The following is a 15,364-nucleotide window of genomic DNA, read 5'->3' as shown; positions in this document are numbered from 1 at the left end:
GTCATTGGTTTTTGAACGCAAGCAATCAAGCAATTAACAGGCCAGGCGAAATCACCTGGCCCCGCAGAGCGTCAAGCGCGTCACTCCTCTGCAAGTCACCGCCACGCGGCAGGGTGGGTGAAAAGCACACCCTCCCCATTTGGACGCAAAGGTCTTCAGGCGTTGGCCGTGCGCGCACCAAAACCGTTCGTGGCGAGCCGTCAATGCCGTGTTGTCCTTGCCAGCCAAACAGTTGTCCTGACGAACAAAGCGGCCTATCGCCAGCCAGCCTAATTTCTGCCTCACAGCCGCTCATACCCCCGCTGATGAGGCACACCATGCATCCACACTCTGCGCAACGATTGTCTGACTCATCCTGGCTTCTGCACCAGCGCGACCTCGTGCCGGAAGAGTCGACCTGCTGGTGGATCGAATGGGGCGTCATGCAGCTGCTGCATCGCCGGCAGGTCACCGAGCGCGGACAACCGCGGGACCGCCAAGCCTGAACCGTATGCCTGAACGATAATAACCAGGAGCTCAACATGGAATCTGCAATCGACAAACATCTCAAATGTCCGCGCACCCTGTCTCGCCGCGTGCCCGAGGAGTACCAGCCGCCGTTTCCGATGTGGGTGGCACGCGCTGACGAGCAGTTGCAACAAGTGGTGATGGCTTACCTGGGTGTGCAATATCGAGGCGAGGCGCAACGCGAGGCTGCATTGCAGGCCATGCGGCATATCGTGAACAGCTTCAGCCTGCCCGATGGCCCGCAGACCCACGATTTGACCCACCACACCGACAGCAGCGGCTTCGATAATCTGATTGTCGTGGGTTACTGGAAAGACCCGGCCGCCCACTGCCGCTGGCTGCGTTCAGCCGAGGTGAATGGCTGGTGGGCGGCGCCGGAGCGTCTCGGTGAGGGCCTGGGTTACTTCCGTGAGATCACCGCACCACGTGCCGAGCAGTTCGAAACCCTGTATGCCTTCCAGGAAAACCTTCCGGGTGTCGGCGCGGTCATGGACGCCACCAGTGGGGAAATCGAAGAGCATGGTTATTGGGGCTCGATGCGCGATCGTTTTCCGATCTCTCAAACGGACTGGATGAAGCCGTCCGATGAACTGCGCATCGTCGCAGGCGACCCTGTCAAAGGCGGGCGCGTCGTGGTGCTGGGCCATGACAACATTGCGCTGATTCGTTCGGGCCAGGACTGGGCGGACGCCGAGGCGGATGAACGTTCACTGTACCGCGATGAAATCCTGCCGACGCTGCAGGACGGCATGGACTTCCTGCGCGACAACGGCCAACCCCTTGGCTGCTACAGCAATCGGTTCGTGCGCAATATCGATATGGACGGCAATTTCCTCGACGTCAGCTACAACATCGGCCATTGGCGCTCACTCGAAAAACTCGAACGCTGGGCCGAATCCCACCCCACCCACCTGCGCATTTTCGTGACGTTTTTCCGCGTGGCCGCCGGTTTGAAAAAGTTGCGCCTGTACCACGAAGTGTCGGTGTCGGACGCCAAAAGCCAGGTGTTCGAGTACATCAACTGCCACCCGTGTACCGGCATGCTGCGCGACGCGCAAGCGGCTTCAGCCTAAGCCCCAGCGGCGTTACAGCCCACCCGGACTTCAGCTCGCTTGCCGCCTTTTTCAGGCGGCACGGCCCCCCTTTGCAAGGAGTACGCGATGAACAACAAGATCCGTCTGCTGACACTCACCACCGTATTGCCCACGCTGCAGGCGCACGCCGTCGAGGTGGCCCCCGGCGATTACGAGCAATACCCCGTCGGCGCGACCATCGGTGCGATTTACTACCAGCACTCCACCACGAACTCGGCCTATACCAACGGCCATAAGGCCAGCTCGGACTTCAACCTGAACTCGGACGTTGGCATCCTGCGTCTGCTGCATGTTTACGCGTTGAGCGACACGCTCACCATCGACCCGCAATTCCTGTTGCCGTTCGGCCACGTGTCCACCGGCGGCGATGCCTCGGCGCTGGGCAGCACGCGCGGCATCGGCGACCTGATCCTGACGGCGCCGCTCAAGTGGCGGCTCAACGACGCCCGCGACACCCTCAGCATCGCGCCCTATGTGTATGTGCCCACCGGCACTTACGACAAGGACGACGCGCTGAACATCGGTGAGAACCGCTGGAAGTTCGAATTGCAGAGCGCCTACGTCAAGCACTTCACTGAACACTGGGCGATGGACCTGGTAGGCGGCGCGACCTGGTATGGCGATAACACCGATTTCGGTGCCAATGGCGACCGCCTCAAGCAGGACGTGTCCTACGCGGCGCAGGTGATGGGACGCTACATGCCTGACGCCACGACCGCGTTCGGCTTAGGCTTTGGGCGTACCTGGGCCGGCGAGACCCATATCGAACACGTCAACCAGGACAACGAAATGGGCACGACCAACTTTCGCGTGACGGCCACCAAATTCTTTACCGCCCAGGACCAGATCCAACTGCAGTTGGGCAAGGACCTTTCGGTGGAGAACGGCCCCAGGGAAAACTTTCGGATGAACCTGCGTTACGCGCGCGTGTTTTGAGACAGACAGAGAGCTGTCCGTTTCAACCAAGCCGCTGTCTTTTTCAGCCAAGCCCGAGCGGGTCGGCCGGGATTATCCTGGCTTCCAGGCCCACTGATTTTTTTTGCCGAGCACGCCGTGCTCACAGGCCTTTACGATAAGGAAAGCCTCACTATGGCAATCGTTCGCCCTACCCTGGAGCAGCTACTGGATATCGCCGGTAACCTGCACATGCAGCTCGACCACGCACAGGCCAGCGAATACCTGGCCCTGATGCAACCGAGTTTCGACGCCTACGACCTGATCGATTCGCTGCCTGACTGCATCCCGCCGATACGCTACGAGCGCACGCCGGGCTATCGCCCCTCGGCGGCGCACAACCCGCTCAATGCCTGGTATGTACGCACCGAAGTCAACGGTGCCCGCACCGGCAAGCTGGCGGGCAAAACGGTCGTCCTCAAGGACAATATCTCGCTGGCCGGCGTACCCATGATGAATGGTGCCAAGCCGCTGGAGGGCTTCGTGCCGTCGTTCGACGCCACGGTCGTCACCCGCTTACTGGATGCGGGGGCAACCATCATTGGCAAAGCGACGTGCGAGCATTATTGCGTGTCCGGTGGCAGTCACACCTCCGACCCCGCGCCGGTGCATAACCCCTACCGCCAGGGCTTTTCGTCGGGCGGCTCGTCGTCCGGCAGCGCGGCGCTGGTTGCCACGGGCGAAGCCGATCTGGCGGTCGGCGGCGATCAGGGCGGGTCCATCCGGATTCCGTCGGCATTCTGCGGCACCTACGGGATGAAGCCGACCCATGGCCTGGTGCCTTACACCGGCATCATGGCCATCGAAGCGACGATCGACCATGCCGGCCCCATCACCGCCACGGTGCGCGACAACGCGTTGATGCTGGAGGTCATGGCCGGCGCGGATGGGCTCGATCCACGCCAGGCCGCGCCCCGGGTCGACAGCTACAGCGACTATCTGCAGCGCGGGGTGCAAGGGCTGCGGATCGGCATTCTGCAGGAAGGCTTCGCACTGGCGAACCAGGACCCGCGCGTCGCCGCCTCGGTACGCAACGCCATCGCCCAACTTGCGCGGCTGGGCGCAGAGGTCGAAGAGGTGTCGGTGCCCGAACACGCCATCGCCGGTTCGCTGTGGCTGCCCATCGGCTGTGAAGGCCTGACCATGCAGATGATGCACGGCAATGGGGCCGGCTTTAACTGGCAAGGTCTGTATGACGTCGCGTTGCTCGACAAACAGGCGCAATGGCGCGAGCAGGCCGATACGTTGTCGGCGTCCCTGAAGATGTGCATGTTCATCGGCCAATATGGCCTGGATCGCTACAACGGGCGTTTCTATGCCAAGTCGCAAAACCTGCGGCGCATGGCGCGGGCCGGTTATGACGCGGCACTGGCGCGCTATGACCTGCTGGTATTGCCGACCGTGCCGATCGTTGCCCAGCCCCATCCGCACGCCGATTGCTCAATCACCGAATACGTGGCCCGCGCGCTGGAAATGATCGGCAATGCCTCAGCCCAGGACATCACCGGCCATCCGGCCATGTCGATTCCCTGCGGCCTGGTGGACGGCCTGCCGGTCGGGATGATGCTGGTGGGCAAGCATTACGCCGAAGGCACGATCTACCAGGCAGCCGCCGCCTTCGAGGCGTCCGTCGACTGGAAAACCCTGTAATCGATTCGCCCCCGTGAAGCGCAAAAACAATAAAGCCATCAGTCGCTGCTTCGAAGCTCAATGATGAGGAGTCCAACGATGAAAACCCATGACCACACCACCTCGACCCCAGGCGAGCGAGCACAGGCGTTACTTCAGGTGCTCAAGCAAAAGGAGCTGATTCCCGACGGTTACATAGAACAGATGACACAGCTGATGGCACACGAATGGAGCCCGGAGAACGGCGCACGGGTGGTGGCCAAGGCGTGGGTGGACCCGGCGTTTCGCGAGCTGCTGCTACGCGACGGCACCGCCGCCTGCGCGCAGTTCGGCTACACCGGCCCACAGGGCGAATACATCGTCGCCCTTGAAGACACCCCGACACTGAAAAACGTCATCGTCTGCAGCCTGTGTTCCTGCACCAATTGGCCCGTCCTCGGCCTGCCGCCGGAGTGGTACAAGGGCTTCGAATTCCGTGCCCGACTGGTCCGTGAAGGCCGCACTGTCCTGCGCGAACTGGGCACCGAGCTGCCCCATGAAGTCACCGTCAAGGTGTGGGACACCAGCGCCGAAACCCGCTACCTGGTATTGCCGGTAAGGCCCCAGGGCAGCGAGGCCATGGATGAAGAGGGGCTGCAAAAACTGGTCACCAAGGATGTGCTGATCGGTGTCGCGCTGCCCCACGTAGCGTAGCCGAGACGCGTTGTTCCGTTAACTTTTCAGAGGTATGCACAATGGATGGCTTTCATGATCTTGGCGGTTTCCAGGGCTTTGGCAAAATCCCCCACACCATCAACAGCCTGAGCTACACACCGGTGTTCAAACAGGACTGGGAGCACCTGGCCTACAGCTTGATGTTCATCGGCGTCGATCACTTGAAGAAGTTCAGCGTGGACGAAGTGCGTCACGCCGTCGAACGCCTGGACGTGCGTCAACACGTGGGCACCCAATACTACGAACGCTATGTCATTGCCACCGCCACCCTGCTGGTCGAAACCGGCGTGATCACCCAGGCGGAGCTCGATCAGGCGCTGGGCTCGCACTTCAAGCTGGCCAACCCCGCCCATGCCAAAGGTCGCGCGGCGCTGACCGGGCGGCCGCCGTTCGACGTGGGCGACCGTGTGGTGGTTCGCGACGAGTACGTGGCAGGGCATGTGCGCATGCCGGCTTACGTGCGTGGCAAAGAGGGTGTGGTGCTGCACCGCACATCGGCGAAGTGGCCGTTCCCCGACGCAATTGGCCATGGCGATACGAGCGCGGCGCATCAGCCCACCTACCACGTCGAGTTCCGCGTGAAAGACCTGTGGGGGGACGCGGCGGATGATGGGTTCGTGGTGGTCGACCTTTTCGAAGGCTACCTGGACAAGGCCAGCCCTGCACAAGCGGTGAACGCATGATGACCGGCGCCCAGTCGGGCCGACTACCGGTGACGGTACTTTCGGGCTTCCTCGGCGCCGGAAAAACCACCCTGCTCAACCATATTCTGCGCAATCGCGAAGGCCTGAGAGTGGCGGTGATCGTCAACGACATGAGCGACGTCAATATCGATGCCCAGGAAGTGCAGCGCGACGTATCGCTGCAGCGTGGCAGCGATGAACTGATCGAGATGAGCAATGGCTGTATCTGCTGCACGCTGCGCGCCGATTTGCTTGAGCAGATCAGCGCCCTGGCACGCCAGCAGCGTTTCGATTACCTGCTGATTGAATCCACCGGGATTTCCGAGCCGATGCCGGTCGCGGAGACCTTCGCCTTCCTCGACACAGAAGGCTTCAGCCTCAGCGAACTGGCGCGGCTCGACACCCTGGTGACGGTAGTCGACGGCAGCCAGTTTCAAGCACTGCTGGAATCGAGCGACAGCGTTGCGCAAGACAATACCGAGGGCGCGCCTGCACGCCCGCTGGCAGACCTGCTGATCGAACAGGTGGAATACGCCAACGTCATTCTCGTCAACAAACTGGACCTGATCGGTGAGCAGGATTACCTGGCATTGCGCTCGATCCTCGCCAGCCTCAACCCGTCCGCACGCATCCTGCCGATGGCCCACGGTCGGGTGGCGTTGGCCGCCCTCCTCGGCACCCATCTGTTCGATTTGCCCAGCCTGGCGGCATCGCCGGGCTGGATGAAGAAAATGGACACTGTCGACGCAGCGGCCTCCGAGGCGGATACCTATGGCGTGACGTCCTGGGTGTACCGCGAGCGCGCGCCTTTTCATCCGCAGCGCCTGCTCGACTTTCTCCAGCGGCCCTGGTGCAACGGTCGCTTGCTGCGCAGCAAGGGCTATTTCTGGCTGGCCAGCCGTCACCTGGAAACCGGCCTGCTGGTGCAAAGCGCCAGGCAGTTCCAGTGGGACTATGTCGGCCGTTGGTGGCACTTCGTCGAACCGGCGCAATGGCCGCGAGACGAATACCGCCTGCAGAGCCTCATGACCAAGTGGGACAGCATTGTCGGCGACTGCCGGCAGGAGTTGGTCTTCATTGGCCAGGGCATGGACACGGACAGGTTGCAGCGCGAACTCGACAACTGCCTGCTGAGCGTCGAAGAAATCGCCGCCGGCCCACCGGTCTGGCAGGCACTGCCGGGGGCGGCCGCATTTGATGCCGCTGCCATGTCCGCAGTCGCCCCGGCGGTGGATCCCATTCAAGGAGGTGCTGCATGATTTTTTTCAACCGGACCAGCCGCTGGGTATTGGCGCCGCTCGCCGACAGACTCGACCAGCCGGACCAGGCGAGCACACCTTTATCGTCGAGCAACCCGCTGTTGCGACGCATCCTGGCAGGCGTCGAGCACCTGCTGCAGGAACGGCGCGCCCTGCAGGAGCAGGCGCGCACGCTGACACTGGATGTCGCCGAATTGAGCACAGGCCTTGCCGCGCGCGAAAAGCTGTTGCAGCAACTGGAAAACCGCCTGGCGCTGATCACCCAAGGGGCTGATGCTTTGTTTTGGGAGCTTGAGCTGGACGGGAACACACTTGCACCGACCTGTACGGTGCGCTGGAGCGGATGCTGCTCGCCCGAGCACCCATCGATTGACTCATTGGCGCGGTGGATTGAACAGCTGCACCCGGCTGACCGGCAACGCTTTCCGGCAGCCCTGGAGCGGCACCTGGCCGATCGCAGCGGGCGTACAGGTTTTGCCTTGGACGTGCGCATGGCGCCCCTTCCGGGAGACGACTATCGCTGGCGCAGGCTGCGCGGTCATTCGCGCCGCGATGCGCAAGGCGTGGCGGTCGCCGTGGGCGGAAGCCTGCAGGACATTCACGAACAATACACCCGGCACGCGGAACTCGAACTGACGGCTGCGCGTTTCGAGATCTCCCGCGAAATGCTGCATGACGGGCTGTGGGATATCGAGGTGGTGGCCGGCGATCCGGCGAACCCGAACAATGTCATCTGGTGGTCTTCGCAAATGCGCCGGCTGCTGGGCTGCTCCACGGTCGAGGAGTTTCCCAACACCCTGGAAAGCTGGACCTCGCGCCTGCATCCCGAGGATAGCGCACGGGCCATCGCGGCATTTGTGGCGCATGTCGAGGACCGCAGCGGCAAAACCCCGTTCGATGTGGACTATCGGCTCAAGCACCAAAACGGCACCTACCGCTGGTTTCGCGGGCGTGGCCAGACGCGCCGCGCAGTGGATGGTTCACCGCAACGGGTGGTGGGCGCCATCACCGACATCCACTCCACGCATGAAGAAAGTGCGATGCGCGAGGCTCAGGAGCAACAGCACCGGGTCATGCAAGAAACCCTCAGCAAGCTGACGCACATTGTCGCCACCATCCAGGGCATTGCCAGCCAGACCAACCTGCTGGCGCTCAACGCCGCCATCGAAGCAGCGCGAGCAGGTGACGCCGGGCGCGGGTTTGCGGTGGTCGCCGATGAGGTGCGCAAGCTGGCCACCCGCACCAGCCAGGCCACCCAGCAAGCCGCCGACATGATCGAGAGCTGAACCGCTGAAACCGCCTGCCAGGCCAATGTGTTTGCAGACCCTCTTCCAACAATAAAAACCAGGTGTCGTTATGCGTGATTATGAATCCGTCGTTACCTCTTTCGATTATCTGCAGCTCGCCGCTCGGGAGCTGCAGGGTGAGCTCACTGCCATGAATGCCTGTATCGAATGCTGCGACCGGCACGCCGAGGGCGATGCAGTGGCGCTGTATTGCGAAGCGCAGGATGGCCGTGCCGCGCGCTATACGTTTCGCGAGCTGCAAGCCCACGCGGCAGGCTTCGGCAACTTTCTGCGCGAGCAAGGGGTCAAGCCCGGGGACCGCGTGGCCGGCCTGATGCCACGCACGGTTGAACTGTTGATTGCTGTGTTAGGGACCTGGCGCATCGGCGCTGTTTACCAGCCGCTGTTTACCGCCTTCGGCCCCAAGGCGATCGAACAGCGGCTGGGCTGCTCCGGCGCCCGCTGGATCGTGACCGACACGCACAACCGCGCCAAGCTGGACGACATTGCTGACTGCCCCAACATCGTCGTGGCCGGTGATGTCTCGATCAACGCGGGTGACCACGACTTCTGGGGCATTGTTGGCCGCCAGCCTGAGGATTGCGCCCCTGTAATGCTGGACGCCAGTGCACCCTTCCTGCTGATGTGCACATCGGGTACCACAGGGCCGGCCAAACCGCTGGAGGTACCGTTGAGCGCCATCCTTGCCTTCAAGGGTTACATGCGTGATGCGATTGATCTGCGTGAGGGAGACCGATTCTGGAACCTTGCCGACCCCGGCTGGGCCTATGGCCTGTATTACGCCGTGACCGGCCCGCTGGCGCTTGGACACGCCACGTTGTTCTATGACGGCCCGTTCACGGTGCAAAGTACCCAACACGTCATTGCCAGGTACGCCATCAACAACCTGGCAGGCTCGCCGACGGCCTATCGCCTGCTGATCGCGGCGGGGGCCGAGTTCGCCGACGCCGTGCGTGGCCAACTGCGGGTGGTGAGCAGCGCCGGCGAGCCGCTCAACCCGCAGGTCATCCGCTGGTTTGCCGAAGAACTCGGGGTGGTCATTCACGATCACTACGGCCAGACCGAAATCGGCATGGTGCTGTGCAATCACCACGCGCTGCGCCATCCGATACGCGAGGGCTCGGCCGGTTATGCGGTGCCCGGTTACCGTATTGTCGTGCTGGATAAAACTCATCGGGAACTGCCGACCGGCCAGCCTGGGACACTGGCGGTCGATCGCGAGCGCTCGCCCCTGTGCTGGTTCGGCGGGTACCTGGGTATGCCGACCAAAGCCTTTGTCGGCCGTTATTACTTGAGCGGCGATATCGTCGAGCTCAATGACGACGGCAGCATCAGCTTCGTCGGGCGTACGGATGACGTGATCACCACGTCCGGCTACCGCGTCGGGCCTTTCGATGTGGAAAGCGCACTGATCGAACACCCGGCGGTGGTCGAAACCGCCGTGATCGGCAAACCCGACCCGCAACGCACCGAGCTGATCAAGGCGTTTGTGGTGCTGAGCAGCCAGTATCCGCCCAGCGCCGAGTTGGCTGAAGAACTGCGCCTGCATGTGCGACAGCGCCTGGCCGCACATGCTTACCCACGGGAAATCGAGTTCGTCGAACACCTGCCCAAGACCCCCAGTGGCAAGTTGCAGCGGTTCATTCTGCGCAATCAGGAAATTGCCAGACAGCAGGCGCTCGACACATGACACAGGAAATCGCAAAAGGCTATGCCAGCGGTGTACGTGAAAACCGTGGCAGGAGAGGAAGTCAAGTGGACTTCAGAAACGAAAAAAGCGGCACAAGACCGCTATTTCCGTGGCTTCCAGGCGCTCTGTTGGCCTTAGTGGAAGCGAATATGGCGCAGCGGACGGGATCATAACTCATCTCCCAACTCTTTGAAATTTGAAAATTTTTATGACGTTGCAGTTCCTTGATGGACTCAATTGTGTACTCAATACTGATTACTGTAAATAGCCTTGCCGTGAGTTCATGCCTGGGCAAGGCGTAGGCGGCAATTCTGTCGTTGATTCTGGCAACGACGCTGGGGCGCAGCATCATCCGACGACTGCAATTGGCAATCAATACAGCCACTGCAATCGCCATTACGTGTCCGAAAACGCAGATCAGCCCCTCCAGCTCGCAAGTCGTTCGGCCCAGCGATCCAAAGATGGTGGGTGGGTCATTGAAAATACGCTGTCCAGCATGAACGGCATTGCCAACACCGTGCAGCTCTCCTCGACCCAGGTCGCCGGGTTGGGCCAGCATTCCGCGCAGATTTCCTCGATCATTAGCGCGATTCAAGCATTGCCGACCAGACCAACCTGCTCGCTCTTAAAACCGCCATCGAGGCCGCCAGAACAGGCGAACAAGGTTGCGGATTTGCAGTGGTGGCCGATGAGGTGCGCCTGCTTACACAGAATACGGGCAAGTCGAAGCAAGAGATCGGGGTCATGATCGAAAAAATTCAGGCCGGCGTGCGCGACACCTTCGAAAGCATGCGCGGTGGTGTGCTGGAAGTGAGTCAGGGCGTAGAAATGGCAGGTACCGCCGGCGCCGCTATCGTCGAGATCCGTGACAGCTCGGAAAAAGTACTGCAGGTGGTTGATTAGATTCCTTCGCCCTGCATGAGCAAACTGCGGCCAGCCAGGACGTTGCCCGCACCGTTGAGCGTTCGGCGCAAATGGCGGAAATGAAGAACGTTTCAGTCAAGGAGCTGCTCAAGACCAGCGGCGGGTTAAAAAACCTAGCCACCAGCCTTCAGCAGATAATGAACAAGTTCCAGTTGTAATTGGGCCACTCATCCACCGAGCATTGGGCCTGCATTAATAGGAGCTTTTATTGACGCAGGTGTGAGTGATCTGGTTATTACCATCGTTGGCATCGAAATCCGTCACGACATCATTCTTGTTGAACGTCAGGGTGATCACGCAGGTACCTCTGCGCACGGATGTGTCCCAATTATTGGTGGTGACCATTACCCCGTTTTGCATTTCAGTGGAATTGCCAAGGTATATGTTCCGATTGTAGGAACCATCCATGAACCACTGGAGTGTCTTCTCACCCGTGTCCTTGGATATAAATTTTCGATCCGGCTGGCCGTATGAGTCTATTGCCTGAGCCAGTGTTTTCCCTCGCCACATTTGCCGTGCAATGATCTCATCTAGGCCACCAGTGGTGCCGCATCCCGATATAAGCGTAACGACGAAAGCCAACACCAGCAGACAATATTCAGCAGGTTTTCGCATACAGATTCTTTCCATGATATAGACGCAGAGAACAGACAATGTATTAACGAATGCTCGTGCTGTCGCTTGGTCTCGCCAGGACGCTACCTATCGCGGGCAACGCCCTGGCGAGTTGAAATGTAAGGAACAGCTAAGGTGCTCCTTTACATGGCCCCAGCCCAAATCAGCCGTCACCGCCCCCCCCGCAGGCAATCAGCTCAATAAGGCCCATTTGATACCACTTGTTCTGGCAACTCCATCCATGTTCAAAAGTAAAGGCACTGGCCGTGCCGCTGAACGCAAGCCCCACTGAAAGCGCCAGCGCCATTCCAATGGTCGAACGAACTTTCTTCATGTTGTTTTTCACGAGAACCACCTCTATCACTCGATCGCTGGTCCGAGCCGCGGCGCGGTTTTCAAAACCAACCACCCTTCCTTTGGCAGGGACATCCTTTGCTTCATTGAACGGCATCTCAATCAGACAGCGCAGGACAGGGCTCCACCGAATCAATCTCGATTGAGTGGAGCGCTCTCCTCAGGCCCATTGGATGACGGCGAGCCAGCCACATCAATACGACAGATGACCTATTACCACCGCAAAAAGACAGGTAAAACCGTACTCCAGCTAACCAACTTACCTGGCGAAATGCCTGGTGAGTTCGAGCAAGGTCGCTCGCAATTCGGGCGGACGCACGGGCTTGGCGAGGATCGAGATATTCATATGGGTAAGCATGCTGCGGATACGCTCGATTTCATGGCCGGTCATGATCATCGCCGGCACTTCCCAGCCACGCTGTTCGCGAATCGCGGCGATGCACTCGGAGCCTGAAATCTTCGTACCCAGGTCAAAGTCGGCAATGATGATGTCGCAGTCGGTGATCACGTTCAGTCCATCGCTGTGCGTCTCCACTTCGCATCCCCATTTTTCCAGCAAGGCCGAGGTCGCCATCAGCACGTTGGCATCGTCTTCCACCAGGCACACTCGCAGGCCCAGCAGGCGGCTTTGCGTGGCCGCCGGCCGCTGCGTCTCGGCGCGCGGCATGATGCGTTCCAGCCCCCGGATAGTGGCGCGTGTACCCTGGCCGAGCCGGGAGTCCAACTGGATATCCAGGTTGATCAACTCACTGATCCGCTTGACGATGGACAGGCCCAGCCCCAGGCCTTCGACATCCTTGTCACGAACATGGCGCACCCGGTAGAACTCTTTGAATACCTGCGGCAAATGTTCGGCGGCGATGCCGCGGCCCTTGTCGTAGATGACAATGGCCAAGTCTTTACCTCTGGGACGCACACCGATCAGTACCGGCTGGCCGGAGGCGTATTTGAGCGTATTGGACACCAGGTTCTGGACCATGGTGCTCAACAGTCCGGGATTGACGTTGACCCACTGCCGACAAGGCCGCAGACGCAGCTCGACCCCGGCCCAGTGCGCGGCCTCGGTGTTCTGTTTGACCACATCCTGCAGCAGCGCGCCCAGGTTCACCGGCTCCGATTGCGGCTCCAGCTTGCCGTTGTCGAGGGTATAGATATCCAGAATCGAGCGGAACAGCTGGGAGACGGTATGCAGCGAGCGGTCGATGTTGTCCACCAGCTGCAGTTCATCGCCGCCCAGGTTCGCATCGCGCAGGCACGCGGTGAACAAACCGATGGAGTGGATCGGCTGGCGCAAGTCATGGCTGGCCTGGGCCAGGAAGCGTGACTTTTCCTGGTTGGCGGCAATCGCCTCTTCCGAGGCGATACGTGTGCGTTTGAGCAAAATGTGCGCATAAGCCGGCACCACGATGGTGGTCACGATCAGCATCAGAAACATGTAGGGCTGACCGCGCCAGAACGGTGTCAGCACGAAGATCAACACCAGCATGCTCAGTGCGATGAGTGTCGCCGCGGCCAAATAGCGCGAGCCGAAGCGCATGCCGTTGCCCAACGTGACCCAGAGCAAGGCAGCATAAACCGGCAACGCGCCCTCCCCGCCCACGACCATGGCGAAGGCGATGCCGCTGTAGTCATGGGCCATGGCGAACAAGCGCCGCCAGAAGAAGTGCCCCGGCCAGCGCTTGATCGCCATGCGCAGGGGGACCGCCACGCTGATAAAAAACGCCATGTACCACATGATCGGCACATAGGTGGCAAAGTCACTGGAAGGAAGAAACGCCACCACAAAGATGTACAGCGAGGCACAGGTGCTGACCGTCAACCGCAACGTGGCCTGATCCAGCTCGCTGTTCTTTTCCGTCATGTTCATTGCGATTCTCCAGCGCGAAAAAGCCGTTTCAAATTTGAAACAACGCGTTACAGTTTGGGTTACGATGCGCCGACCCTGAGGTGAGATGGACCTTGAGCATGACGCACAGAATCATAGTGGCTGATGACCACCCTCTGTTTCGCGAAGGTATGCTGAGAACCATTGAGCGGCTTATACCGACGGCGATCATAGAGCAGGCGGGCAATCTGGATGAAGTCCTGGCACTGGCGCGATCCGGTGCGGAAGTCGATTCTTTGATTCTGGATCTGCGCTTCCCCGGTATCACGTCCATGCAAGTCATCGGCCAACTGCGCAATGAGTTCAAACGCACGTCGATCATTGTGGTGTCGATGGTCGACGACCTGGACGTTATTTCTCAGGTCATCGCACAGGGCGCCGATGGCTTTATCGGCAAAAATGTTGACCCGACCGGTATCGCCGAAGCCATCATGGCGATTCGTGAAGGCGAAGTGGTGGTCAAATACAATCCTGAAAATCCGCTCCTGGACCCCAGCCTTTCCTCTCTCACTGCCCGTCAAAAGCAAGTGCTCGGCCTGATCGCTGCGGGCAAGACCAACAAGGAGATAGCAAGGCAACTTGGCATATCTCCGTTCACTGTACGCATCCATGTTTCCACGCTGCTCAAATCCCTGGGGGTGCCCACCCGTGCGGCAGCGGCGGCTCAATTCAGCAACTTTCCCGGTGCCGGCGGGTGGGCGGGCAAACTCGAGACATGAGTCGCGATGATCGTTCCCACGCTCTGCCTGGGAATGCTGCCTGGGACGCTCCACGTCCCGCCGAACAAGGTGATGCAAAGCGTCACGGGATGCATTACCACGCCGAGCGTGGGAACGATCAACCTTTGAACGTTATGTATGTGGTTTGATAAGGCTGGTTCATGCCCCTAGTGCTCAGAGGCGAACCTGCACATCCAGACAGCATCACAATGGGTAAAACGGTTATCCATAACTTCATACTGAAATAGACATTGCTGAGCTTCAAGATTCGTTCACTACTACCCTGTAGAGTCGCACAACACTTGTCTTTTCACACTAGCACACCTGTACTATTGCCAACATATTTTGAATAGCTTTAAATTACTGAAAATCTTAAAGCTTATTTCATCCAACGACACACGCGCGCATACCTGCTTGTGTCTCGTATAAAAAATCTATTATCCATGCATATTGCATAGATGGGCGCACACGTTATAAGGGAACTATGATTATGATAACTTCGAGCAATTTGAAATATTTTCGTAATATCGCTGTGGCGCTTGGTTTCGCAATAACCTTATCAGGCTGCGCGGGCCAGGGGGATCAGCTTGGGGATTTTATGGGCGATCCACTTGGAAGCCTCACTGGAGGGGGTGGGGCTAAGTACACGCCTGCTTTTATTAAAGCCAATCTCATTAAAGGAAAAACGACGATCGCAGAAGTGCGTCAAAAGTTTGGTGCGCCTTATGAAGTCCACCGCAGCGTAGAAGGGAATGGCGAGGCTGAAGACTGGAGTTACAAGAAAGGCGAAGAAGGCATGAACGCCATGCTAAAAATGTACCGTAAGTACGCACCTACCCAAAACTCACTCGACTCTTACAATCAGGAAGCGAAAGTAGGAAAAGCGTATGACGTAATGGACGATGTCGGCACCGTAACCGGAACCAAGACAACGGAGAAAAAGTCAAGCTACGATTTTTTGCGAGTTCGATTTGTAAACGGCGTAGTTGATAGTTATACCCTAAGTTAAATCTGACAGATGATTGCTCGC

Annotated in this window: 13 protein-coding genes and 3 pseudogenes; 12 read left to right on the top strand and 4 right to left on the bottom strand. The window is 59.4% G+C overall.

Annotated features, from left to right (window positions below; translation table 11 throughout):
• Positions 1-521: 521 nt before the first annotated feature.
• The 9 genes and pseudogenes from RHM60_RS25500 (at position 522) to RHM60_RS25465 (ending at position 9,837) form a co-directional block, all read left to right on the top strand.
• Positions 522-1,580 carry a phenylacetaldoxime dehydratase family protein gene (locus tag RHM60_RS25500; RefSeq protein ID WP_322213197.1) on the top strand — a complete coding sequence of 353 codons (1,059 nt, stop codon included), beginning with the start codon at positions 522-524 and terminating at the stop codon, positions 1,578-1,580.
• A gap of 87 nt (positions 1,581-1,667) precedes the next feature.
• Positions 1,668-2,537 carry a transporter gene (locus tag RHM60_RS25495; RefSeq protein WP_209980717.1) on the top strand — a complete coding sequence of 290 codons (870 nt, stop codon included), beginning with the start codon at positions 1,668-1,670 and terminating at the stop codon, positions 2,535-2,537.
• A gap of 153 nt (positions 2,538-2,690) precedes the next feature.
• Positions 2,691-4,205, top strand: a complete 1,515-nt coding sequence (locus RHM60_RS25490) for an amidase (protein ID WP_322213196.1) — start codon at positions 2,691-2,693, stop codon at positions 4,203-4,205.
• A gap of 78 nt (positions 4,206-4,283) precedes the next feature.
• On the top strand, positions 4,284-4,877 hold the full coding sequence (nthA, locus tag RHM60_RS25485; RefSeq protein WP_322213195.1) for a nitrile hydratase subunit alpha: 594 nt from the start codon (positions 4,284-4,286) through the stop codon (positions 4,875-4,877).
• A gap of 41 nt (positions 4,878-4,918) precedes the next feature.
• The gene (gene nthB, locus RHM60_RS25480) at positions 4,919-5,581 is read left to right on the top strand and encodes a nitrile hydratase subunit beta (RefSeq protein ID WP_209980711.1); all 663 of its coding nucleotides are present in this window, start codon (positions 4,919-4,921) and stop codon (positions 5,579-5,581) included.
• Complete coding sequence (locus RHM60_RS25475) at positions 5,578-6,840, top strand: GTP-binding protein (protein WP_322213193.1); 1,263 nt, start codon at positions 5,578-5,580, stop codon at positions 6,838-6,840. The genes nthB and RHM60_RS25475 overlap by 4 nt, the downstream gene beginning before the upstream one ends.
• A pseudogene (locus RHM60_RS25470) lies at positions 6,837-7,784 on the top strand (PAS domain-containing protein); the annotation flags it as partial. The gene RHM60_RS25475 and the pseudogene RHM60_RS25470, both read left to right, overlap by 4 nt.
• A gap of 129 nt (positions 7,785-7,913) precedes the next feature.
• Positions 7,914-8,090 (top strand): annotated as a pseudogene (locus RHM60_RS25785) (methyl-accepting chemotaxis protein); the annotation flags it as partial.
• 106 nt (positions 8,091-8,196) lie between these two features.
• The gene (locus tag RHM60_RS25465; RefSeq protein ID WP_322213191.1) at positions 8,197-9,837 is read left to right on the top strand and encodes an AMP-binding protein; all 1,641 of its coding nucleotides are present in this window, start codon (positions 8,197-8,199) and stop codon (positions 9,835-9,837) included.
• Between the two features lie 61 nt (positions 9,838-9,898).
• Here RHM60_RS25465 and RHM60_RS25780 read toward each other — a convergent pair whose 3' ends face one another.
• Entirely contained in the window at positions 9,899-10,396 is a 498-nt protein-coding gene (locus RHM60_RS25780; protein WP_416195194.1) for a hypothetical protein, read from the bottom strand.
• A 35-nt stretch (positions 10,397-10,431) separates the two neighbouring features.
• On the opposite strand from RHM60_RS25780, the pseudogene RHM60_RS25775 reads away from it, so the two are divergent.
• Positions 10,432-10,740, top strand: a pseudogene (locus tag RHM60_RS25775) (methyl-accepting chemotaxis protein); the annotation flags it as partial.
• 213 nt (positions 10,741-10,953) lie between these two features.
• Here RHM60_RS25775 and RHM60_RS25455 read toward each other — a convergent pair.
• The 3 genes from RHM60_RS25455 to RHM60_RS25445 form a co-directional block, all read right to left on the bottom strand.
• Positions 10,954-11,376, bottom strand: a complete 423-nt coding sequence (locus RHM60_RS25455; protein WP_322213188.1) for a hypothetical protein — start codon at positions 11,374-11,376, stop codon at positions 10,954-10,956.
• A 163-nt stretch (positions 11,377-11,539) separates the two neighbouring features.
• Complete coding sequence (locus RHM60_RS25450) at positions 11,540-11,827, bottom strand: hypothetical protein (protein ID WP_322213187.1); 288 nt, start codon at positions 11,825-11,827, stop codon at positions 11,540-11,542.
• Between the two features lie 162 nt (positions 11,828-11,989).
• Positions 11,990-13,597: a hybrid sensor histidine kinase/response regulator gene (locus tag RHM60_RS25445; protein WP_416195154.1), complete on the bottom strand. Its 1,608-nt coding sequence runs from the start codon at positions 13,595-13,597 to the stop codon at positions 11,990-11,992.
• Positions 13,598-13,695: 98 nt separating this feature from the next.
• Here RHM60_RS25445 and RHM60_RS25440 point away from each other — a divergent pair, with 98 nt between their 5' ends.
• Both RHM60_RS25440 and RHM60_RS25435 read left to right on the top strand, forming a co-directional pair.
• A complete protein-coding gene (locus tag RHM60_RS25440; RefSeq protein ID WP_322213186.1) occupies positions 13,696-14,334 on the top strand; it encodes a response regulator transcription factor in 639 nt (212 codons plus the stop codon).
• Positions 14,335-14,824: 490 nt separating this feature from the next.
• Positions 14,825-15,343, top strand: coding sequence for a hypothetical protein (locus tag RHM60_RS25435; protein WP_322213185.1), 519 nt, complete (start codon positions 14,825-14,827; stop codon positions 15,341-15,343).
• Positions 15,344-15,364: the final 21 nt, after the last annotated feature.

The organism is Pseudomonas sp. MH9.3, from assembly GCF_034354675.1.
Lineage (GTDB): Bacteria > Pseudomonadota > Gammaproteobacteria > Pseudomonadales > Pseudomonadaceae > Aquipseudomonas.
Note: the sequence above shows the minus strand (reverse complement) of the source record. Positions and strands in the feature narration are given on the sequence as shown.

What these genes read in the sequence shown, in the direction of transcription:
- RHM60_RS25495 (WP_209980717.1), top strand. Translation starts at nt 1,668, where the DNA reads ATGAACAACAAGATCCGTCTGCTGACACTCACCACCGTATTGCCCACG.
- RHM60_RS25435 (WP_322213185.1), top strand. Translation starts at nt 14,825, where the DNA reads ATGATAACTTCGAGCAATTTGAAATATTTTCGTAATATCGCTGTGGCG.
- RHM60_RS25440 (WP_322213186.1), top strand. Translation starts at nt 13,696, where the DNA reads ATGACGCACAGAATCATAGTGGCTGATGACCACCCTCTGTTTCGCGAA.
- RHM60_RS25475 (WP_322213193.1), top strand. Translation starts at nt 5,578, where the DNA reads ATGATGACCGGCGCCCAGTCGGGCCGACTACCGGTGACGGTACTTTCG.
- RHM60_RS25500 (WP_322213197.1), top strand. Translation starts at nt 522, where the DNA reads ATGGAATCTGCAATCGACAAACATCTCAAATGTCCGCGCACCCTGTCT.
- RHM60_RS25450 (WP_322213187.1), bottom strand. Translation starts at nt 11,827, where the DNA reads ATGCCGTTCAATGAAGCAAAGGATGTCCCTGCCAAAGGAAGGGTGGTT.
- RHM60_RS25445 (WP_416195154.1), bottom strand. Translation starts at nt 13,597, where the DNA reads ATGAACATGACGGAAAAGAACAGCGAGCTGGATCAGGCCACGTTGCGG.
- RHM60_RS25465 (WP_322213191.1), top strand. Translation starts at nt 8,197, where the DNA reads ATGCGTGATTATGAATCCGTCGTTACCTCTTTCGATTATCTGCAGCTC.
- RHM60_RS25455 (WP_322213188.1), bottom strand. Translation starts at nt 11,376, where the DNA reads ATGCGAAAACCTGCTGAATATTGTCTGCTGGTGTTGGCTTTCGTCGTT.
- RHM60_RS25780 (WP_416195194.1), bottom strand. Translation starts at nt 10,396, where the DNA reads ATGCTGGCCCAACCCGGCGACCTGGGTCGAGGAGAGCTGCACGGTGTT.
- RHM60_RS25490 (WP_322213196.1), top strand. Translation starts at nt 2,691, where the DNA reads ATGGCAATCGTTCGCCCTACCCTGGAGCAGCTACTGGATATCGCCGGT.
- nthB (WP_209980711.1), top strand. Translation starts at nt 4,919, where the DNA reads ATGGATGGCTTTCATGATCTTGGCGGTTTCCAGGGCTTTGGCAAAATC.
- nthA (WP_322213195.1), top strand. Translation starts at nt 4,284, where the DNA reads ATGAAAACCCATGACCACACCACCTCGACCCCAGGCGAGCGAGCACAG.